21 protein-coding genes are annotated in these 20337 nt (G+C 65.8%); 2 read left to right on the forward strand and 19 right to left on the reverse strand.

Annotated elements, in window-relative coordinates:
• Positions 1–128 precede the first annotated feature (128 nt).
• From F623_RS0100310 to F623_RS0100330, 5 genes are all read right to left on the reverse strand, one after another.
• On the reverse strand, positions 129–1682 hold the full coding sequence (locus F623_RS0100310; protein WP_018862659.1) for a bifunctional GNAT family N-acetyltransferase/carbon-nitrogen hydrolase family protein: 1554 nt from the start codon (positions 1680–1682) through the stop codon (positions 129–131).
• A 43-nt stretch (positions 1683–1725) separates the two neighbouring features.
• Complete coding sequence (locus F623_RS0100315; RefSeq protein ID WP_018862658.1) at positions 1726–2049, reverse strand: hypothetical protein; 324 nt, start codon at positions 2047–2049, stop codon at positions 1726–1728.
• Positions 2046–2438, reverse strand: a complete 393-nt coding sequence (locus F623_RS0100320; RefSeq protein ID WP_018862657.1) for a PH domain-containing protein — start codon at positions 2436–2438, stop codon at positions 2046–2048. Before F623_RS0100320 ends, F623_RS0100315 begins: the two co-directional genes overlap by 4 nt.
• 107 nt (positions 2439–2545) lie before the next feature.
• A complete protein-coding gene (gene speD, locus F623_RS0100325) occupies positions 2546–3355 on the reverse strand; it encodes an adenosylmethionine decarboxylase (protein WP_018862656.1) in 810 nt (269 codons plus the stop codon).
• 111 nt (positions 3356–3466) lie between these two features.
• The gene (locus F623_RS0100330) at positions 3467–3895 is read right to left on the reverse strand and encodes an OsmC family protein (RefSeq protein WP_018862655.1); all 429 of its coding nucleotides are present in this window, start codon (positions 3893–3895) and stop codon (positions 3467–3469) included.
• Positions 3896–4118: 223 nt separating this feature from the next.
• On the opposite strand from F623_RS0100330, the gene crp reads away from it, so the two are divergent.
• Positions 4119–4757, forward strand: a complete 639-nt coding sequence (gene crp / locus F623_RS0100335) for a cAMP-activated global transcriptional regulator CRP (RefSeq protein WP_018862654.1) — start codon at positions 4119–4121, stop codon at positions 4755–4757.
• Positions 4758–4835: 78 nt separating this feature from the next.
• Here the strand turns inward: crp and trpC are convergent, their stop codons facing one another.
• The 13 genes from trpC to F623_RS0100400 all read right to left on the reverse strand — a co-directional run bounded on the left by trpC (position 4836) and on the right by F623_RS0100400 (position 16803).
• A complete protein-coding gene (gene trpC / locus F623_RS0100340; protein WP_018862653.1) occupies positions 4836–5642 on the reverse strand; it encodes an indole-3-glycerol phosphate synthase TrpC in 807 nt (268 codons plus the stop codon).
• Positions 5642–6679, reverse strand: coding sequence for an anthranilate phosphoribosyltransferase (trpD, locus tag F623_RS0100345; RefSeq protein ID WP_018862652.1), 1038 nt, complete (start codon positions 6677–6679; stop codon positions 5642–5644). Before trpD ends, trpC begins: the two co-directional genes overlap by 1 nt.
• Before the next feature lie 333 nt (positions 6680–7012).
• Positions 7013–8212: a multidrug effflux MFS transporter gene (locus F623_RS0100350; protein ID WP_018862651.1), complete on the reverse strand. Its 1200-nt coding sequence runs from the start codon at positions 8210–8212 to the stop codon at positions 7013–7015.
• Positions 8213–8513: 301 nt separating this feature from the next.
• On the reverse strand, positions 8514–9107 hold the full coding sequence (locus F623_RS0100355; protein ID WP_018862650.1) for an aminodeoxychorismate/anthranilate synthase component II: 594 nt from the start codon (positions 9105–9107) through the stop codon (positions 8514–8516).
• Positions 9108–9221: 114 nt separating this feature from the next.
• Positions 9222–10709, reverse strand: coding sequence for an anthranilate synthase component I (trpE, locus tag F623_RS0100360; protein WP_018862649.1), 1488 nt, complete (start codon positions 10707–10709; stop codon positions 9222–9224).
• Between the two features lie 93 nt (positions 10710–10802).
• Positions 10803–11486: a phosphoglycolate phosphatase gene (locus F623_RS0100365; RefSeq protein WP_018862648.1), complete on the reverse strand. Its 684-nt coding sequence runs from the start codon at positions 11484–11486 to the stop codon at positions 10803–10805.
• Positions 11487–11509: 23 nt separating this feature from the next.
• A complete protein-coding gene (gene rpe, locus F623_RS0100370; RefSeq protein WP_018862647.1) occupies positions 11510–12199 on the reverse strand; it encodes a ribulose-phosphate 3-epimerase in 690 nt (229 codons plus the stop codon).
• A gap of 180 nt (positions 12200–12379) precedes the next feature.
• Entirely contained in the window at positions 12380–12703 is a 324-nt protein-coding gene (locus tag F623_RS0100375) for a cytochrome c (RefSeq protein WP_018862646.1), read from the reverse strand.
• 127 nt (positions 12704–12830) lie between these two features.
• Positions 12831–13496, reverse strand: coding sequence for an energy-coupling factor ABC transporter permease (locus tag F623_RS0100380; RefSeq protein WP_018862645.1), 666 nt, complete (start codon positions 13494–13496; stop codon positions 12831–12833).
• 2 nt (positions 13497–13498) lie between these two features.
• Positions 13499–14116: a class I SAM-dependent methyltransferase gene (locus tag F623_RS0100385; RefSeq protein WP_018862644.1), complete on the reverse strand. Its 618-nt coding sequence runs from the start codon at positions 14114–14116 to the stop codon at positions 13499–13501.
• Positions 14113–15276 carry a 5-(carboxyamino)imidazole ribonucleotide synthase gene (locus tag F623_RS0100390; protein ID WP_018862643.1) on the reverse strand — a complete coding sequence of 388 codons (1164 nt, stop codon included), beginning with the start codon at positions 15274–15276 and terminating at the stop codon, positions 14113–14115. Before F623_RS0100390 ends, F623_RS0100385 begins: the two co-directional genes overlap by 4 nt.
• Positions 15273–15788, reverse strand: a complete 516-nt coding sequence (gene purE / locus F623_RS0100395; RefSeq protein WP_018862642.1) for a 5-(carboxyamino)imidazole ribonucleotide mutase — start codon at positions 15786–15788, stop codon at positions 15273–15275. Before purE ends, F623_RS0100390 begins: the two co-directional genes overlap by 4 nt.
• A 103-nt stretch (positions 15789–15891) precedes the next feature.
• The gene (locus F623_RS0100400; protein ID WP_018862641.1) at positions 15892–16803 is read right to left on the reverse strand and encodes a fructosamine kinase family protein; all 912 of its coding nucleotides are present in this window, start codon (positions 16801–16803) and stop codon (positions 15892–15894) included.
• 71 nt (positions 16804–16874) lie between these two features.
• On the opposite strand from F623_RS0100400, the gene F623_RS0100405 reads away from it, so the two are divergent.
• Positions 16875–17255 (forward strand): group III truncated hemoglobin, encoded by a 381-nt coding sequence (locus F623_RS0100405; RefSeq protein ID WP_018862640.1) that lies wholly within the window; start codon positions 16875–16877, stop codon positions 17253–17255.
• Between the two features lie 879 nt (positions 17256–18134).
• Here the strand turns inward: F623_RS0100405 and F623_RS0100410 are convergent.
• Positions 18135–20195, reverse strand: a complete 2061-nt coding sequence (locus F623_RS0100410; RefSeq protein WP_018862639.1) for a transglycosylase SLT domain-containing protein — start codon at positions 20193–20195, stop codon at positions 18135–18137.
• Positions 20196–20337 lie beyond the last annotated feature (142 nt).

Below are 20337 nucleotides of genomic sequence, written 5' to 3' on the forward strand. Positions count from 1 at the left end.
CCCGTCGCGGCTATACATCCCTGCACGGGCAGACTCGAGCCCCCTTGGGAAGGTTACGCATGCGTCCGCCCCGGCGCCAGCACACCACGAGCCCCAGCGCGAACCAGGTCACGTTTTTGCGCACCGACTCAGACGGGCTTCGACTTCCACTGAACCGCATACAGATCCCGCCGACGATCGCGCAGGTTGCGCACCGACCCGTGGTTGCGCAGCTCCTTGAGGTTATCGAGGTCGAGATCGACGATCAGGGTCATCTCGGTATTCGGCGTCGCCTCGGCGGCTACTGCATCGTGCGGGAACGCAAAGTCGGACGGTGTGAACACCGCCGCCTGTGAGTACTGCATGTCCATGTTCTCGACTTTGGGAAGGTTGCCGACGGAACCCGACATGACGACATAGCACTCGTTCTCGATCGCGCGCGCCTGTGCACAGCGGCGCACCCGCAGGTAGGCATTCTTGGTATCGGTCCAGAACGGCACGAACAGGATCTGCAGCCCCTTCTCGGCCATTACCCTGGGCAGCTCCGGGAACTCCACGTCGTAGCAGATCAGGATGCCGATCTTGCCGAAGTCGGTGTCGAATACGTGCACCTCGTCGCCCCCCTGCAGCCCCCAGTAGGCCACCTCGTCGGGGGTGACATGGACCTTGTACTGCCGGTCCCAGGTCCCGTCCCGACGACACAGGTAGGAGACATTGCGCAGGACCTCGTCGCTGTACTCGGGCATCGAGCCGGCGACGATGTTGATGTTGTAGGCGAGCGCCAGGCGCACCATCTCCTCGCGGATCTGCTCGGTGTACTCGGCCAGGTGCCGCACGGCCTCGGCCGGATACTCCTGGTTGAACGCGCCCATCAGCGGACCATTGAAGAACTCCGGGAACAGCACGCAGTCAGAGCGGTAGCCGGAGACGGCATCCACGAAGTACTCGACTTGCTGAAACAGCGAGTCGAGGTCCGGTGTCGGGCGCATCTGCCACTGGACCACGCCGATGCGCACGTCCGAACGGCTGCCCCCGATCAGCTTTTCCTTTTCCTCGTAGTAGATGTTCAGCCACTCGATCAGCGTCGCGTAGGCGCCCGATTTCTCGTCGTCCGGGAGGTAGTTGGTGATGATCTTGCGAACGTGGAAATCGTTGGCCAGCTGGAAGGTCAGGATCGGATCGGTGATCTCGTGATTCTTGACCTTCTCCACGTACTGCTGCGGGGTCAGCTCGTCCCGGTGCTGCTCGTAGCCCGGGATGCGCCCACCGGCCACGATCGCGCGCAGATTGAGCTTCTGACACAGCTCTTTACGCGCGTCATACAAACGACGGCCAAGACGCAGACCGCGATAGTCGGGGTGAACGAAGATATCGACGCCGTACAGGGTGTCGCCGTCCGGGTCGTGGGTTGTCAGAAACCCGTTTCCGGTGATCTGCCAGTAGCTGTGCTGATCGCCAAAACGCTTGTACTCGACGATCAGGCTGATCGCCGCCGCGACCACCTTGCCCTTGTCCTCGATGCAGATCTGCCCTTCGGGGAAACGGGAGATCTGCGAACGAAACTGGGCCTCGCTCCAGGCACCGTCGAGGTCGTGGTAGACCCGCTCCATGATCTCGCGGATGTCGTCGTAGTCCTCCATCCGCGTCGGACGCAGTGTCAGGCGATGCGGGGCGTTGGGGTCGGCGTCTTGCTGATTGCTCACGCGTTCGGTGCTCCGTCGTGGTGGGGGCTACCCGCCGACCGATTCAGAAGATCCAGGCCAGCAGCAGCCAGAAAAAGACAAAAAACAGAAAAAAGCCGGGGATCATGAACTGCAGCTCGCCAATGACGCCTTCGCCGGCCGCCAGTGCGAACACCAGCATGATCAACACCGAGACGATCGCAGCCACCAGGGCCGCCATCTGCAGGCCCATGCCATCATCGAAGGTGTTCGCAACCCACTCGGACAACCCAGGCAGGGTGACGGCCGCGCCCAGAACAATCAACGCCACCAGCAATGCAGCCAGCGCCGAAGTCCCGAACAGGATTCGCAGCGCCAGAAGGCTGTCGCGGCGATCGCCGGAACTCACGCGGCCGCCTCGCGACGATCGCGCACATAGTCGCGCACGCGGTGCGGGTCCGGGATACCGCTAACGCGGAACTCCGGGTTGTCGCCGGTGGTGTACACCGCAATCTCGCCGACCCGGAAGATCCGATTCCAGAAGCTCTGGTCGACCTTCACGGTCCGGATCTGGCCGATATCCAGGTCCACATGGGATTTGCTGAGCAGCCCTTCTTCCAGATGCACCTGGTCGGCGTCGATGCGCAGACGCACCGACCGCGTCTGCAGATACCACCACAGCAGAATCAAGAGCCCAAGACCAAAGGCCGCGATCAGCAAAACACTGAAGAGGAAACCAAACGGGTGATTGCGAAACATCGCCGGATGGGCGTCGATCGCGGGGGCACGACTGGTCATGGGGCCTCCGGTTCGCGGACAGGTACCGACAGTGTGCCAGATGGAGTGCCCGACGCGGATATCGCCAGAAAATGCGGCCGCGTCAACCGATAAACGCGGCGTTGGGATCAGGCCGGGCGGCTCATGTTCTTGCCGTAGAAGATCTCCATCATCTCGTGCTTGAGCAGCTTGGCGATGCGCTTGGCCTCCTTGGCCGAGTAGTCATCCTTGCCCAGACCGAACAGGTAGGTATCCAGATCGAAATCCTTGAGCACCATCTTCGTGTGGAACAGGTATTCCTGGTACACGTTCACGTCCACCATCTGATACTTCTCCTTGGTATCACGCGAGAGGAAGTCCTGGATGGAGTTGATCTTGTGGTCGATGAAGTGCTTCTTGCCGCGCACATCGCGCGTAAAGCCGCGCACGCGATAGTCCATGATCACGATGTCCGACTCGAAGCTGTGGATCAGGTAGTTCAGGGCCCGCAGCGGCGAGATGCGCCCGCAGGTGGAGACATCGATATCCGCGCGGAAGGTGGCAATCCCGCCCTCAGGATGCGCTTCCGGATAGGTATGAACCGTGATATGGCTCTTGTCGAGGTGCCCGACAACGGTCTCCGGTAGAGGGCCCGGACCTTCGGTGTACCCAATCATCTCGGTCGCCACCGGCTCCTCGGAGATCAGCATCGTCACCGAGGCGCCCTGCGGGTCGTAGTCCTGGCGCGAGATATCCAGGATGTTGGCCCCGATCAGGTGAGCGACGTCCGTCAGGATCTGCGTCAAGCGCTGGGCGTTGTAGGCATCGTCGATATACGCAATGTACTCGTCCCGATGGCGTTCGCCGGAGGCGTAGCAGATATCGTAGATGTTGAAGCTCAGGCTCTTGGTCAGGTTATTGAACCCGTGGAGCTTGATCTGCTTCTTGTGACGGGGCATGGCGTTTCCTCTTGCCCGGTGCGCAGGGAACGGCGGATTGTAGACGTACCGGCTCGTCAGGGAAACACGCCGCGCCTGCTGGCGGAAATTTCCGCTGCCGACGCGGGTGACTCAGCGCGGTGCCGGCCCCTCGACAATCTCGAAATCGTGGGTGACCCTGGCCGCCGCACCAAGCATCAGCGAGGCCGAACAGTACTTCTCTGCGGACAACTCCACCGCGCGACCCACCTGCTTCTCCGACAAGCCATGGCCATACACCCGAAAGTGGACATGGATATCAGTAAACACCTTGGGCACCGTCTCAGCCCGTGTACCGTCCACGGTAACCTCGCAGTCGAGGACCTCCTGACGCCCTTTCTTGAGCATCGCCACGACATCGAAACTGGTGCATCCACCCAAGCCCAGCAGCAGCATCTCCATCGGACGAGCTCCCAGGTTGCGACCGCCGGCGTCCGGAGGACCATCCATCACGATCGCGTGACCGCTGCCGGTTTCGCCGACAAACGCCACCTGCTCCAGCCACTTCACCCTGACCTGCATGCGCGTCTCCTTTTGCCCACAATTCGGCCCCTTTTGGAAGGCCTTGTGTGGCCTATACTCAACAAAAAATGCATGAACTTTGAGATTCAAAGCACAAAATCAAATCCTGCTCGACGGATTTTGTGACTCGATCCCGACACACGGGTCCCGCTCGCGGAGGGCTGAATTACACTGAAAACCGTCCTCAACAAGCGAGACGTGAGAAGCCATGGATGCCATGACTATGAATAACCCGTTCGTCTATCGCCCGGCACAGCCGTCGCCGGCACTGGAGCGCTTCCTCGGTTACTGCCACCGTCGGCACTATCGCAAGCGTACGACGATCATTCACTCCGGCACGGTACCGGACACGTTGTACTACGTCGTCAACGGTTCTGTTTCTGTGTTGGGCGAAAACAACGGTCACGAACTCGTACTGGCCTACCTGAACAAGGGCGAGTTCTTTGGCGAGCTCGGCATGTTCGAGGATGACCCTCGTTCGGCCACGGTCGTCACCCGCGAGGATACGGAGACCGCCGAGATCCCCTACACCCAGTTCCGCGAGATCGTGCAGCGCGACCCGGAGATCCTGATGCTGCTGACCAGCCAGATCGCCACCCGCCTGCGTCAGACCTCGCGCAAGGTGATGGACTTGGCCTTTGTCGACGTTACCGGCCGCATTGCCCACACCCTGCTGGATCTGGCGCGCCAACCCGACGCCATGACCCACCCGGACGGCATGCAGCTGCGCATCACCCGCCAGGAGATCGCGCGCATCGTCGGCTGCTCGCGCGAGATGGCCGGGCGCGTACTGAAGGACCTGGAAGAACGTGGGCTGATTACCGCCCACGGCAAGACCATCGTGGTATTCGGCACCCGCTGACGGCATCCTGTCGGAGGCCTGCCCGGCCCAGTCGCGGGCAGGTGCTTCGCCGGGGGGAACCCCGCACGATGTGGCGTTTTATTCCTCGCCACGGAACAGCTGCCCCAGCGCCAGCCCCGGATCCTCGGTCCGCATGAAGGCCTCGCCCACCAGGAAGGCATTCACCCCCGCCTCTTGCATGCGTGCCACGTCTTCGCGGGTATGGATACCGCTCTCGGTGACCAGCAGCGCATCCTCGGGCACCTGGGCCTTCAACTCCAGCGTGGTCTCCAGCCGCGTCTCGAAGCTGCGTAGATCGCGGTTGTTGATGCCGATCAGGTCCGCGCCGATCTTCTTCGCACGCTCGAGCTCCTCGGCATCATGCACCTCGACCAGGGCATCCATGCCCAGCTCGCGGGTCAGGAAGTACAGCTCATTCAGCGCGGTGTCATCCAGCGCGGCGGCGATCAGCAGCACACAGTCCGCCCCCAGCACCCGCGCCTCATAGACCTGATAGAGGTCGATCACGAAGTCCTTGCGCAGGATCGGCAGCTTGCAGGCCACGCGCGCATCGCGCAGATCCCCGTCGCGCCCCTTGAAGAAGTCCACGTCGGTCAACACCGACAGGCAGGTGGCGCCGTGTTCCTCGTAGCTGCGGGCAAAGGCCTCGGGGTTGAAGTTCGGGCTAATCTGGCCCTGACTGGGGCTGGCCTTCTTGATCTCCGCGATCACGGCCGCGCGGCCGGCATCGATATCGCGCTGTAGCGCAGCCCGGAACCCGCGCGGCTCCGGGGCCGACCCCATCCAGCCACGCAGCTCGCGCAGGGGCCAGTAGGCCTCGCGTTCCTTCAGCTCCTCGCGCTTGCGTTCGAGGATCCGCTTGAGGATGTCCGGCACGTCAGTCATCAGGTTCCTGCTCCTTGATTGGTCAGTCGCGCACTGGTCGCCTGCAGCCGCTCCAGGCGCTCGCGGGCGGCACCCGAATCGATCGCCTCGGCCGCGCGGCCAACACCCGCGGCCAGCGACTCGGCGCCGCCCCCGGCGTAGATCGCGGCCCCGGCGTTCAGCAGGACGATATCGCGGGCCGCGCCGGCCTGCCCCTCCAGCACCCCGCGCAGCATCGCGGCCGAGGCCTCCACACTGTCGACCCGGAGCGCGTCCAGCCCGCTCCGCGCCAGCCCGAAGTCCTCGGGCACCACGGTGTACTCCTCGATCGCGCCATCCTTCAGCTCGGCCACCCGCGTCGGGGCACCGATGCTGATCTCGTCCAGCCCGTCCTCGGCGTGCACCACCAGCACATGCTCGCTGCCCAGTCCCTTCAGGGCCTCGGCCAGCGGCCGCACCCAGACATCGGAGAACACGCCCAGCACCTGATTCGGCGCCCCGGCAGGGTTGGTCAGCGGACCCAGCACATTGAACAGCGTGCGCACACCCAACTCCTTGCGCGGGCCAATCGCGTGCTTCATCGCGCCATGATGGGCCGGGGCAAACAGGAAGCCGACGCCGACCTCCTCGATACAGGACCCGACCGCCTCCGGCGACAGCCCGAGATGGATCCCCAGGTGCTCCAGCACGTCCGCGGAACCGGACTTCGACGACACCGAACGGTTGCCGTGCTTGGCCACCCGCACGCCACCGGCCGCCGCGACCAGCGCCGAGGCGGTGGAGATATTGAAGGTGCCGGAGGCATCGCCGCCGGTGCCGCAGGTATCGACCAGCCCGGTGCGCGGGACCTCCACGCGTGTGGCCAGCTCGCGCATCACACCGGCCGCCGCGCGGATCTCCTCGATGGTCTCGCCCTTCATGCGCAGGGCCACCAGCAGCCCGCCAATCTGGGCGTCGGTGGCCTCGCCGGTCATCACGGCCTGCATCACCGCGGTCATCGCGGTTTCGTCCAGATTGCGGCGTTCGATCAGGGCCGCTATGGCTTGCTGCACGGTCACAGGGCTGCTCCTGTCGGGGAATCGGAGCGCTAGTGTAACGCCCGCTCCCGCGCGGCACGAACCAGGGAAACGCTGACCCATATGCACACTCGCGCTCGAGTCGCTTTTGCGTGCGAACTAGGCGCGGTGACTGCCGTGCAGCATTCTGCACAAGGGAACCGCAACGCCGTTCCCGCGCAAAAGCGGCCGAGCCCCTGCTTTAAATGGATCGTGGGGTTGGCACCCCAGGTTCCCCGATCCTGCGTTGCGGCCCTTGCCGGTAGAACCACTACCGGCTGCGCACCGCGCCTTGCCTCGGAAAACCTGGGGTGCCAACGCGAGTGTGCATATGGGTCAGCGTTTCCCTAACCCCCCACCAAACCAGACGAAAGCGGCGAATAGCCAAATCAGCGCCGCTCCGGCGACCAGGTGCAGCAGTACGTCATCCAGCCAGTCGACCACGAAGAGCGTGAGCAGGGCTGCAAACCCGAGCTGGATAAAGGCCTGCATCGCCGACGCCATACCGCGCGCGCCCGGATAGCAGTCCAGCGCCAGCAGGGTCAACGAGGGCATCCCCAAGGCCAGGGCAAAGCTGTACAGCGCAAACGGCAGGGTGACCGCTGCCACCGGGGGTTCCGAGGCCAGCGCGGCCCAGCCCACCAGCGCCAGCGAAATACCGGTGAGCAGCAAACCAATGCGGACCGTGACCTCGGGCGCCACGCGCCCGGCACTCCAGCCGGAGGCCACACCCCCCAGCATCAGCCCGACCACCATGGGCGCGAACAGCCACCAGAAATCGCGCTCGCCCCCACCGAGATGGACATAGATCAGCGCAGGCGAGGCCGCGACGAACAGGAACTTGGCCCCGAACAGGGTGGTATGCACCAGCACCGGCTGCAGGAACTGCACATTGCGCAGCGTGCCCGCGTAGCGCCCAAGCACCAGTCGCGGCCGGCTGGAAACACGCCCGACCGGGGGCAGCGTCTCCGGCAGCCACAGGCGCGCGGCCAGCAGCAGCACGACCCCGTAGAGCACCAGGAACGCGAACACCGAGCGCCACCCGAATGCGGATTGCAGATAGCCGCCCAGGATGGGCGCGATCGCGGGCCCCATCGCGAACATGATCGTCACGATGGCGAATACGCGTCGGGCATCGATGGGGTCGAAGCGATCGCGCACCAGGGCACGGCTTACGACAACGCCCGCCGCCGCCGCGAAGCCCTGACCGATACGCAGCCCGATCACCTGCCAGTACTCGACCGCCACCACCAGCAGCGCGGATGTCGCGACAAAGGCCACCAGGGCCCACAGCACGACCGGACGCCGGCCAAAGGCATCCGACAGCGGCCCGGCCACCAGGGTGGCCAGGGCAAACGCGACCAGGTAGGCGGACAGCGTCGCCTGCATCGCCGCACCGTCGACGGCCAGATCCGCGGCCATCGCCGGAAACGACGGCAGGTAGGTATCGAGCGAAAACGGCGCCAGCAGCGCCAAGGGCGCGACCAGCAGCGCGAAACGCAGCCGGGTGCGGCGTTCTAGGGAAGCACCGGTCAATGTACGCGCCCGCGCTCGAGTCGCTTTTGCGTGCGAACAAGGCGCGGTGACCGCCGTGCAGTCATTCTGCACAAGGGAGCCGCAACGCCGTGCGCACACCCGTTTTTGATAACAACGGGCGGCCGAGCCCCCGCATTGAATAGCTTGTGGGGTTGGAGCCCCATGTTCCCCGATCCTGCGTTGCGCCCCGAATCAATCAAAAACGGGCCGATAAAACCACTACCCGCTGCACGATGCTCCTGGTCTCGGAAAACATGGGGCACCAACGCGGGTGCGTACATTGACCAGTGCTTCCCTCCGCTCACGCCGGCTGGGGCAGGCGGCGCAGAAAGTTGTCGAGGAGCTCGTGCCCCTGCCGGGTCAGGATGGATTCGGGGTGGAACTGCACGCCCTCGACGTCCAGTTCACGGTGGCGCAGGCCCATGATCTCGTCGCGGGTGCCATCCTCGCGCTCGGTCCAGGCGGTGACCTCCAGGCAATCGGGCAGCGAGGCCGACTCCACCACCAGAGAGTGATAGCGCGTGGCCTCCAGCGGGTTCTCGAGGCCCGCAAAGACCCCCACCCCGGTGTGATGCACCGGGGAGGTCTTGCCGTGCATGATCTCGCGGGCCCGCACCACGCGCCCGCCGAACACCTGACCGATCGCCTGATGCCCGAGACAGACCCCGAGGATCGGAATCTCCCCGGCAAAGCGGCGGATCACCTCCATGGACACACCCGCCTCGTTCGGGGTGCACGGGCCGGGCGAGATCATGATCCCGGCGGGCGCCAGCTCGTCGACCTGGTCGGGGGTGATCTGGTCGTTGCGATGCACCTCGACCTCCGCCCCCAGCTCGCCCAGGTACTGGACCAGATTGAAGGTGAACGAGTCGTAGTTGTCGATCATCAGGATCATGCCGGGATTCCCTCCGCCGCACCGGACCGGTACAAATCGCAGACTAGCGCGAGTGCACCCGGCGTGCCCGACAACCGCGCTCGCGCTGCCCGTTCTGCGCCCGTCATCACGCCCTCAGCCACGGTGCCTGCGCGGCCCCAGCCCGCCCAACGCCAGCTCGGCCGCACGCACGACCGCACGCCCCTTGTTCAGGGTTTCCTGCCACTCGTTCTCGGACACCGAGTCGTGCACCACGCCAGCCCCGGCCTGGATGTGCAGCTCGCCCTCGTGCAGCACGGCCGTGCGGATCGCGATCGCGGTATCCATGTTGCCGGACCAGGAGAGGTAACCGACCGCCCCGGAATACGGCCCGCGCTTGACCGGCTCCAGCTCGTCGATGATCTCCAGCGCCCGGATCTTCGGCGCGCCGGAGACCGTGCCGGCCGGGAAGGTCGCCCGCAGCACGTCCATCGGCGAGTGCCCCGGGGCGAGCTGGCCCTCCACATTGGAGACGATGTGCATCACGTGCGAGTAGCGCTCGATGCTCATGGTGTCGGTCACCTCCACCGAACCGATCTCGCAGACCCGGCCGACATCGTTGCGCCCGAGATCGATCAGCATCAGGTGCTCGGCGCGCTCCTTCGGGTCGGCCAACAGCTCGACCTCCAGCGCGCGGTCCTCCTCCTCGGTACGCCCGCGCGGCCGGGTGCCGGCGATCGGACGCACGGTCACGCGATCGTCCTCCAGCCGCACCAGGATCTCCGGGGAGGCCCCGACCACGTGGTGGTCGTCCAGGTCCAGGTAGTACATGTAGGGCGACGGGTTCAGCGCCCGCAGCGCGCGGTAGAGGTTCAGCGGTGGCGCCGAGAACGGCACGCTCATGCGCTGCGCCAGCACCACCTGCATCACGTCGCCGTCCATGATGTATTCCTGCGCCCGCGCCACGGCCGCCTGAAAGCCCTCGGCCGACCAGCCCGGCACATACTCCGGCACCGCGTGCGGGTGCGGTGGGTCTTCCGGCGGCACCAGCGGCTCGCCGATCCGGCTCTCCAGCTCGTCGAGGCGTTCCGCGGCCACGGCCTGCCCGTCGGGGCGCGAGGTATCGGCATGCACCACCAGATACAGCCGCCCGGAGAGATTGTCGTAGACCACGACCTCCTCGGAGACCATCAGCAGGATGTCCGGTAGCCCCAACGCATCGGGCTTTTCCGGGCCCTCCAGGCGCGGCTCGATCAGGCGTACGGTCTCGAAGCCGAAGTAGCCGACCAGGCCACCGGTGAAGCGCGGCAGGCCCGGCAGTTCGGCGACCTTGAAGCGCGCCTGGTAGGCCTCGACCCAGGCCAGCGGATCGGTCTCGGTGGTCTGCTCGACCACGTCACCGTCGGTCTCCACCGTGATGTCGTGGCCGTGCACCCGCACCCGGGTCCGCGCCGGCAGGCCGATAAAGGAATAGCGGCCCCAGCGCTCCCCGCCCTGCACCGACTCGAACAGGTAGGAATACGGCCGGTTGGCCAGCTTCAGGAAGATGGACAGCGGGGTCTCGAGATCCGCCAGGACCTCGCGTACCAGCGGGATGCGGTTGTAACCCTCGCGGGCCAGTGCGTCGAAATGTTCGGGGGTCATCACAATGGTTCCTGACAAGAGAGCGGGAAGACGGCGCGAACAATCAGTCGCCGTTTCGCCATCGCCCCATTGTCCGGTCCATTGCGATCATCCTCAGGCCGCCCGGGCGGGCAGCAGTTCCGGGAGTTCGTCCAACCGGTCGAGCACCGCATCCGGGTGCTCGTCGCGGATATCGTCGCCGTGATTGTACCCGTAGGTCATGCAGACGATCTGGAAGCCGGCCGCGCGTGCCGCCTTCACGTCGCTCTTCGAGTCTCCGACCATCAGCGACTCGGAGGGGTCGACACCCAGTTCCTTCGCCGCGTGCAGCAGCGGCGCCGGGTCGGGCTTTTTCTGCGGCAGGGCGTCGCCGGCGACCACGATCTCGAAGTCGTCGAGGATGCCCTTCTCACGCAGCAGCGGCACGGTGAAGCGCTCGGCCTTGTTGGTCACGCAGCCCAGGCGGTAGCCGGCGGCCTTCAGCTGGTCCAGCCCCTCGCGCACCCCCGGGTACAGCGGCGAGCGCCCGGCGGTGTTCTCCTGGTAGATGCGCATGAAGACGGGTAGTGCGCGCTCGAAGGCTTCCGGGTCTGGCTCGCCGTCGAGGTCGTTCACCAGCGCCCGTTTGACCAGTCGCTCCACCCCGTTGCCGACCCAGTTGCGTACGGCCGGCTCGCCGCGTTCGGGCAGACCCAGCTCGCGCATCATCGCGTCCACGCTGAACGCCAGGTCCGGCACGCTGTCGATCAGCGTGCCGTCCAAGTCGATCAGGATCATGCGGGGGCGTTTCAGGGACATCCCGGTCTCCGTGGCGGTCAGGCTCAGGCCTTGGCCATCTCGTCGCGCATCTGCTGGATGATGCTGTTGTAGCGGTTCGCGTCGGAGTCGCTGGACGCGCCGAAGATCGCGGAACCGGCGACGAAAGTATCGGCACCCGCGGCCTTGATCTCGCGGATGTTGTCGGCCTTCACGCCGCCGTCGATCTCGAGGCGGATGTCACGCCCGGATTCGTCGATCATCTTGCGCGCGGCGCGCAGCTTGTCGAGGGTGGCCGGGATGAATTTCTGGCCGCCAAAGCCCGGGTTCACCGACATCAGCAGGATCATGTCGACCTTGTCCATCACGTAGTCGAGATACGACAGCGGCGTGGCCGGGTTGAACACCAGACCCGCCTTGCAGCCCTCGGAGTGGATCAGCTGCAGGGTGCGGTCGATATGGTCGGAGGCCTCCGGGTGGAAGGTGATGTAGCTGGCGCCGGCCTGGGCGAAGTCCGGGATGATGCGGTCCACCGGCTTGACCATCAGGTGCACGTCGATCGGCGCGGTCACGCCGTGCTTGCGCAGGGCATCGCAGACCAGCGGACCGATGGTCAGGTTCGGCACGTAGTGGTTGTCCATCACGTCGAAGTGGACGATGTCCGCGCCGGAGGCCAGGACGTTGTCGACTTCCTCGCCCAGACGGGCAAAGTCGGCGGAGAGGATGGACGGGGCAATGAAATCGGGTTGTGCCATGGGAAGCCTCGCAGAAATCTCTGGGATAGCGGGACCGACCATCGGCCACGCTCTCGGAACCGCGGAACTTTACCGGATGCCGCCATGGCAGGCAAAAGGCGGCGCATGCGACAGGTCCTCCAACGCAAACGGGCCGGGGAAACCCCGGCCCGTCGGCTTGCCACTTCCTCGTTGCCCGAATCAGTTGAATTCGGATTCGATGAAGGCGGCCACGTTGGCGATGTCGTCATCGCTCAGCGCCTGGGCATGCGGGCGCATCAGACCGGAATGAGAACCGATCTCTTCACCGGCACGGTAGCGCTCGAGCTTGTCGGCCACGTACTCGGCGTCACGACCAGCCAGCGGGGGGAAGATCGCCTGACCCTTGCCCTGGGCCCCATGGCAGCTCAGGCAGGTCGACTGGTACTTGGACTGGCCAGCCTGGATGTCGGCCGCTTGCGCGGCGGAGGACAGCATCAGCGCACCCCCTGCGATTCCGGCCAGAACGAACAGCTTGATTTTCATTGTTGTGGTCTCCTCGTTTGCAACTCACCAACGGGGTTGCGGCCCCATCTGAAGCGAACGTTAGCAGGGCTTCCCTGAACGGTGCATTAACATAAAAACCGATAGGGATATGCCGATTCCCGCGTGCTCAGCGCCCGTGCACGTAGCGCTCGTCCGACCAGGTTGCCAACCATTCGGGACGCACCATCACCAGACCGGTCACGACCATGCCGTTGAGGACGGCCTCGGGCAGTACGAGCAGCGCCAGATAGCGCACGTAATCGCGATAGATATCGCCCCAGGCCAGGTCGGTGAACAGCGCGTAGATCACGGCCGAGGTCAATACCGTGGCCGCCACCGTCAGGGCCCCGCCGAGGAAGGCGACCCCGTATAGATAGATGAACATGTGGCGTGGCAGCCAGGTCTCGGTTGCCCGCAGCAAACCCCAGGTCACGGCCACCGGCAGCACGCCCGCCAGCAACACCGTCAGCGGAAAGGCCGCAAGCGGCAGCGCCCCCAGCAGGGCCAGTCCCGCGACCACCAGGAACACCATCAGGATCGCCAGCTGCCAGCCAAACATCAGCGTGATCGTGGCCACGCCGAGAAAGTGCAGCGCCAGTCCCTCAAGGGTCTGCGCGCGCAGCCCCCAGATCAGCAGCAAACACAAAGTGGCGATCACAATTAGTTGCGTGCGCCCGGGAACAAAAAACGCCTCCCAGGGCATGCGCCGGAGCATGATCAGCAGCCCTGCCCCCAGGAGCAACGCAGACAACACGCGGAGCGCAACCGGGAGTTCGCCCACTCCCTCGACCATGGTCAGTCGGGCTCGCGTTCGGCGGCCGCGACGGTGTATTCGCGGCCCTGCTTGACCTTGTCGTAGTTGCCGAACACTTCCTTGAACCCCTTCTCGATGAAACGCCGCAATCCGGTAATGGTTACGACATAGATGCGGCCACTGGGGTTCATCTGCTCGTGGGCATCCAGCAGGTAGGTGTAGAGCATCTCCCGCCCTACCTTGGCGGGCAGATTGGAGGCCACGAGATCGAAGCGCCGCTCGCGGATCTGCGCAAAGCCGTTGCTGTTTATGCACTCGACGTTGGTGATGCCGTTGAGCTCGGCGTTGCGCCGGCTGTACTCGACCGCCAGGAAATTGGTATCCACCAGTATCGTCGTGCCCTGCGGGGCCTTGCGCGCGAGGGTCAGGCCGATCGGGCCATAGCCACAGCCCAGATCGAGACAGTCATCGGTCGGACGCACCTCGACGCGATCCAGCAGCATGCGCGTGCCATCGTCGATCCGGCGCGGCGAAAAAAGCCCCCAGGTCGTGCGAAAGCGCAGAGACTCGCCCGCCAGGGCATCGTCGAATTCCAGGTCGCGCTTGAGCTCCGCCTGACGCGCCCGGCGCGAACGGCTGTCCGGGAATGCCTCGCTCACGCGGACACCCCGGCTGCCCGCGCCAGATCCTGCCAAAGCCCCTCGGCGGTGGACGCCGGGGCCATCGCATCGTCCTCGCCAGGCAGGCCCAGCACGCTCAGGTGCCCCATCTTGCGCCCCGCCCGCGCCTCGCTCTTGCCATACAGATGCAGGCGCGCACGCCCGGCGTCCAGCACGTCGGACCAGTCCGGGCTGCCGTCCGCGGGCCACAAATCCCCCAGCAGGTTGACCATCGCCACCGGGGCGGTCAGGCGCGCCGGGGCCAGCCCCAGACCACAGATCGCACGCACCTGCTGCTCGAACTGGGAGACGGTGCAGGCGTCCAGCGTGTAATGACCGGTGTTGTGCGGGCGCGGGGCGATCTCGTTAACCACCAGATCCCCGCCCATGGTCAGGAAGAACTCGACCGCCAGCACCCCGCAATAGTCCAGGCGATCGGCAATCAACTGCGCGATCGCCACCGCGCGCCCGGACAGCTCCTCGTCGACGCGCGCCGGTACCCGGCTCAGGTGCAGGATGCCATCGCGGTGCACATTTTCGGATACAGGGAAGGCCTCGCTGCGACCGTCCGCCGTGCGCGCCACCACGACCGACAGTTCGCGCTCGAGCTCTACCCGCTCCTCAAGCACACAGTCCACGCCACCGAGCTCCGCATGCGCGGCCGCCAGATCGCCCATGTGATCCATGGGGCGCTGCCCCTTGCCGTCGTACCCCAGGCGGGCCGTCTTCAGGATCGCCGGGAAGGATGGCGCGCCGGTGGCGTCCTCGCCACCATCGCCACCGGCTGTCACCGGACGCCACGGCGCGACCGCTACCCCGATCTCGGCGAGAAAGCGCTTCTCCTCCAGCCGGTCCTGGGCCACGCCCAGCGCGCAAAGTCCGGGCCGCAGACAGGCATTGGCCTCCAGCCACTCCAGTGCCGGGCGCGGGATGTTCTCGAACTCGCAGGTAATCACCGCGCACTGGCCGGTCAGGGCCGACAGCGTCTCCGCATCCTCGTAGGGCTGACAAAGATGACGCGTGGCGACCTGTCCGGCGGGGCTGTGCGGGTCGGGATCCAGCACCCACACGGCATAACCCATCTCGCGCGCGGCCCGCACAAAGTAGCGGCCGAGCTGCCCGCCGCCGAGCAGCCCCAATGTGGCGGGAGGCAGGATCATGATGCGGCCGGCGGCAGGATCTGGTTGAGCACCGTGTCGCGCTGCGCGCGACGGAAGGCATCCAGACGTTCGCACAGGGCGGGGTCGGAGTTGGCCAGCATCGCGGCGGCAAACAGCGCGGCATTGGCCGCGCCGGCCTCGCCAATGGCGAAGGTCGCGACCGGGACCCCCTTCGGCATCTGCACGATCGACAGCAGCGAGTCCTGTCCCTTCAGATGGCGTGAGGCCACCGGCACGCCAAGCACCGGCACCGAGGTTTTGGCCGCCAGCATGCCGGGCAGGTGCGCAGCGCCCCCGGCCCCGGCAATAATCGCGGCCAGGCCCCGTTCGCGGGCCTGTTCGGCATATTCGAACAGGAGATCCGGGGTGCGGTGGGCGGAGACCACACGCGCCTCGTAGGGCACGCCCAGTTCCTCCAGCACCTCCACCGCACGCTCCATCGTCGCCCAGTCGGAGGTGCTGCCCATCACCACGCCCACGCGTGGAGCGGTATTGTCGTTGTTGGCCGTCATGGACGGAACCTTAGCCGCCCCGCCCCGGGGCGACAAGCCCGCGATGCGGCCCAATCCCCACGGCCCCGGGCTGACATCCCTCGATCCGCATCCCGTGCGGCGCTCATCCAAGCTCCGCCAGCAACTGGCGGATCATGTGCTCGGCCTGGGAACCATACCCTCCGCCAAACAGGTGGTCGTGGTTCAGGATGTGGTAGAGGTTGTAGAGCGTCTTGCGCACCGGGTAGCCGGCGTCGACCGGGCGCATCTCCTCGTAGGCATCGAAGAAGTCCTGCCCGGGATGGCCGAACAGCTCCATCATCGCCAGATCCGCCTCCGGATCCCCGTAGTACACGGCCGGATCGAACAGTACGGCCGCACCATCGGACTGGAAGCCCCAGTTGCCGCTCCACAGGTCCCCGTGCAGCAGTGAAGGCTCGGGGCGGTAGTCGCTGAAGAACCCGTCCAGACTCGCTTCCAGCGATTCCAGCGCCTGGATCAGCGAATGCGCGGCCCCGCGCTCGCGCGCCAGACCCCGCTGGAAGCCCAGGCGCTCGTCGCGATAGAACGACACCCAGTCATCATGCTGGCGGTTCGACTGCGGTGTCGAGCCGATGTAATTGTCGTGGTCCAGCCCGAAGCGCGCCGCCATCTTCATGTGCATGTCGGCCACCCCGTGCCCCAGCGCGACCCCGTCGCGACGGCCGTCCAGGTCCAGTTCCTCCAGCACGATGAAGCAGACATCCCCCGCCTTGCCCGTACCGATCACCGCGGGGATTTTCATTCGCTCGCAGCGGGCCAGCTCCTCAAGCCCGCGCGCCTCGGCCGCAAACATCGCCTCGGCCATCGCGCCCCGGTTGAGCTTCGCGAAAAAGGTCCGACCATCGGTCCCGGTCACGCGCTGAGCCTGGTTGATCGAGCCCCCGGAACAGGCCTGGCTTCCTGTCGGCTCGAACGCGCTTGCGGTATGGTCCGTGATGCACTGGGCCACCGCCGCCGTGATGGCGTCAGGGCCCGCAGAATCCAATCGGTTCATCCTCGGTATCCGGCTTGCTGATCAACGTGCAGGTTAACGGTTACCGCAGGATTCGTCAGGAGACCTACCCCATGGCCTTTCGCAAACTCGAGCCACTGTGCGACAAGATCGGCGCCGAGCGCATCCGCTCGGTCATCGACGACTTCTATCGCCGCCTGTCCAGCGACCCCGACGTCGGGCACCATTTCGAGCGCATCCAGGACTTCGAGGATCATGTCCGGCGCATCTCGGACTTCTGGTACATGAACCTGGGTGGCCGCCTGGAGCAACCGCCCACGATCGACATGGTTGGCAAGCACGCCCCGCTGAACCTGACCGACGACGACCTGGCAGTCTGGATGCGGCATTTCAAGGCGACCACCGAGGAGCACCTGGAGGCGCCACTGGCGGCCGAGTGGCAACAGCTGGCGGATGGCATCGCCAGCCGGATGCGCGAGGACATCATTCGCTAGCATCTTCCCACCCGCCTGCCCTGTTGAGGCTGGCCCTGGTTCGTCGTCGGTGTTTACTTGCCTTCGGTCCGCCGCCTGCCATGCGCTCACTCGCGAGCGCGCCGCGAGGTACTTCTTTGCTCGTGCAAAGAAGTACCCAAGAAACACGCCCGACTGCCGCGACCCCGGCCCGCTGTGCGGGCCGGGGTTTCCCTCGCTCCGAGGCTTTTCGCGGGCGGCGCTGAAACTCGCTGCGCTACGCTCCGCTCAAACAGTCAGCGCCTCTCTTCCTGCGAAAACCCTCTCCACTCGGCGCGACGACAACGGGGGGTGAAGGTCAAGACAGCAGCTGTCCCGGCGATTTTGCTTGTAGATGGAGGCTAGGTCTTCGGACATCTTCGGCACGCGCGGCCTGCGGCCGTGGCGTGCCGCGCCCGCCAGCGGGCGCTGGGGGGCGGGCAGGATGCGGATGAGTGCAGCGAATCGCATCAGAGTTGCCCCGACGTCGGAACGGTGCGTTTCGCTGCGCTCAACCGCACCCTACGGCGTCGGAGTTGGGCGAAACGTTGGGGAATGGCTCTTGTCTTGACCTTATCCCCCGTATGAAGCCCCTTGCGGAAGGGTTCTCGGGGCGGAAGAGAGGCGCTGACTGTCTGAGCGAAGCGACAGCGTAGCGAGTTTCAGCGCCGCCGGCCCGAGGGCCCTGGAGCAAGGTCCCCGGGCGGAATCCGGGTGCGCCTCGACGGGTACTTTCTTGGGCAAGCAAGAAAGCCAGTTGTTGATCAAAAACGGGCGCGGCGCGCTCGCGAGTGAGCGCATGGCAGGCGGCCGGACGAAGGCACCGTAAACACCAGAGGCCCAAACAGGCCCAGCCTCAGCGCGTGAAGCAGCCCCGGCCCGTCAGCAGGCGTTATCGGTGTAGCCGGGCGCGTCGCAGAAGGCGCGACCGAGCGCGAGGTCCTCGCGCATGTTGCGCAACGCTCGAAGGTGATCCTCGCGGCTCGCCGCGAGCTTGGACTGCGGCGTTACCGGGAACAGCAGCTGCGACAGCGACGGCGGGTCCTGCCCCAGACGCACCGCATAGACGATCTGGTAGGCATATACCCGGCGCACATAATCGCGGGTCTCCGAGAACGGGATCAGCTCGGCCCAGATATCGGCGTCCATCTCGCCGTCGTCCGGCAGCCAGGAGCGCACGCGATGCGCCCCGGCGTTGTAGGCCGCCGTGGACAGCAGGCTGTGCCCGCCAAAGCGATCCAGGTTGCGCCGCAGGTAATAGGTGCCCAGCGTCGCATTGGTCGCTGGGTCGAGGATGTCCCAGTCGGAGTTGACCCGGACCCCGGCGCTGGAGGCGATCGAGCGCCCGGTCGCCGGCATGATCTGCATCACGCCCAGCGCCCCGGCCCCGGAACGCACGTCATGCAGAAAGGCGCTCTCCTGGCGGGCGATCGCCATCGCCCAGGCCGGGTCGATGCCCTGTTTCTCCGCGCCCGGGACGATCACCGAGTCGAAGGCCAGCGGGAAGCGCAGCTCGATATCGTCCCAGTTGCGGGCCCGCGCAATGGTGAAGATCGCGCGGTCGTACCAGTTCCAGTCGGCGAACGCCGCGGCCGCGGCCTCCAGTTCGGGCGTCTCCATGTTGGCCACCGTGCGGGTCCACTCGCGCCGCGCCTCGGCGTAGCGGCCCAGTGCTACCAGCTCGCGCATGCGCTGCATGGCGGGTAGCCCGCTGACCGACTCACGCGCACCATCGGCTAGCTGCAGGGGCTGGTGTCCGATGCGATATGGCTGCCCTAGGCGGTCGGCGGCCAGGAATCCATGGAAGTTGCGCTCGCGCGCCGCACGCTCGTAGAAGAAGCGTGCCTCGTCGGCATCCCCGAGCTGCTCCAGCGCCCGGGCATACCAGTACTGCCAGGCCGTCTCTTCGCGTGCCTCGCGGCTCATCGCCCGAACCGCGCTCTTGACCGTCTCCCAGTCGCGTTCATGCAGCGCCGCACGCACCTGCCATTGGCGCAGCTGGTCATCGAAGACCTCCGCGTCCAGCCCTTCCATGAACTCCAGCGTCTCGGAGCGGAAGCGCAGAGCAAGGCGCAACGCGAGCGCGTGTTCGATCTCGCGGGCCGTCTCGGCCGGGAAGCCCAGACGCTCGCCACGCTCGGCCCAACCCTTCAGTGCCGCGTCCAGGTCCTGCGGAATCCAGCGCTTGAATGCCTGCTCCAGCATCGCCTCGGCCGAACGGTGATCATCCGCACGGAAGTCGACCTCGACTACGCGCGCGGGGCGTGACTCGAGTTCCAGCCAGCGCTCCGCCCAGCCACGATCGGCGCTCGCCAGATAGCGACGGAGGTAGCGCGCGAGCCCGGTCTGGCGCGCCTGCATCGCCAGGGCGAAACGCTCCCAGGCCAGCTCGTCGGTCAGTCCACCGGCATCCCGCCAGGCCTTGAGTGCGGGGTCACAGGCACTGGGGCGCGACTGGCCGTGCAGCCAGATGGACTCCATATCTTCGATCGCCGCCGAGGTATTGCCAGTCTCGATCAGTGCCTTGCGCCGCTGGCAGTCCTGCGTGACGGAGAGATCGCGGCCGTCGTCGGCAAAGTCGAGATACCGCGACCAGGCCTCTTCGCGGGCCAGATAGGAGAGGTAGTTGCTGCGTAGCTGGCTGGCCAGCGGCGTATCGTCGTGCTCCTCGATAAAGTCACGCACGGCGTCGGGATCGGCCCGGCCGAGATCGCGCGCCAGTTCGCGATGATCCAGGTAGGGCGTCAGCGGATAACCTTCCAGCGTGCTGCGAGCATTGCGGTAGGCCGTCATGTCGCCACGGCTGAGTGCACGTTCGGCAAGGAGGAACAGGCTACGCTCAAAGAGCATACCGGCCGGAACCGGGTCGGCCGCCGGGGCCCCGGCGGCGAAGGCCATGACCAGACCGGTCAGACCCGTGGTGAGTATCCTGGGCAGGCGCATCGGGTGGCTTTCTCGCTTGTCTGATCGGTTCATATTCCGCAGCACCGGTGAAGGACGCAACGGTCTTGTGGTGATTTCGCGCTCCTTTGGACGCATTCCGCGACAATACCGTGGTGTCGCGTGGCGCTGCCGGTGACTGGCG

Source organism: Thioalkalivibrio sp. ALD1 (genome assembly GCF_000381245.1).
Taxonomy (GTDB): Bacteria; Pseudomonadota; Gammaproteobacteria; order Ectothiorhodospirales; family Ectothiorhodospiraceae; genus Thioalkalivibrio.

Bases quoted from the DNA above. Each gene is read 5' to 3' on its own strand.
- F623_RS0100320 (WP_018862657.1), bottom strand. From the start codon at position 2,438: ATGACCAGTCGTGCCCCCGCGATCGACGCCCATCCGGCGATGTTTCGC.
- speD (WP_018862656.1), bottom strand. From the start codon at position 3,355: ATGCCCCGTCACAAGAAGCAGATCAAGCTCCACGGGTTCAATAACCTG.
- F623_RS0100330 (WP_018862655.1), bottom strand. From the start codon at position 3,895: ATGCAGGTCAGGGTGAAGTGGCTGGAGCAGGTGGCGTTTGTCGGCGAA.
- crp (WP_018862654.1), top strand. From the start codon at position 4,119: ATGAATAACCCGTTCGTCTATCGCCCGGCACAGCCGTCGCCGGCACTG.
- trpC (WP_018862653.1), bottom strand. From the start codon at position 5,642: ATGACTGACGTGCCGGACATCCTCAAGCGGATCCTCGAACGCAAGCGC.
- F623_RS0100355 (WP_018862650.1), bottom strand. From the start codon at position 9,107: ATGATCCTGATGATCGACAACTACGACTCGTTCACCTTCAATCTGGTC.
- trpE (WP_018862649.1), bottom strand. From the start codon at position 10,709: ATGACCCCCGAACATTTCGACGCACTGGCCCGCGAGGGTTACAACCGC.
- F623_RS0100365 (WP_018862648.1), bottom strand. From the start codon at position 11,486: ATGTCCCTGAAACGCCCCCGCATGATCCTGATCGACTTGGACGGCACG.
- rpe (WP_018862647.1), bottom strand. From the start codon at position 12,199: ATGGCACAACCCGATTTCATTGCCCCGTCCATCCTCTCCGCCGACTTT.
- F623_RS0100375 (WP_018862646.1), bottom strand. From the start codon at position 12,703: ATGAAAATCAAGCTGTTCGTTCTGGCCGGAATCGCAGGGGGTGCGCTG.
- F623_RS0100380 (WP_018862645.1), bottom strand. From the start codon at position 13,496: ATGGTCGAGGGAGTGGGCGAACTCCCGGTTGCGCTCCGCGTGTTGTCT.
- F623_RS0100390 (WP_018862643.1), bottom strand. From the start codon at position 15,276: ATGATCCTGCCTCCCGCCACATTGGGGCTGCTCGGCGGCGGGCAGCTC.
- purE (WP_018862642.1), bottom strand. From the start codon at position 15,788: ATGACGGCCAACAACGACAATACCGCTCCACGCGTGGGCGTGGTGATG.
- F623_RS0100400 (WP_018862641.1), bottom strand. From the start codon at position 16,803: ATGAACCGATTGGATTCTGCGGGCCCTGACGCCATCACGGCGGCGGTG.
- F623_RS0100405 (WP_018862640.1), top strand. From the start codon at position 16,875: ATGGCCTTTCGCAAACTCGAGCCACTGTGCGACAAGATCGGCGCCGAG.
- F623_RS0100410 (WP_018862639.1), bottom strand. From the start codon at position 20,195: ATGCGCCTGCCCAGGATACTCACCACGGGTCTGACCGGTCTGGTCATG.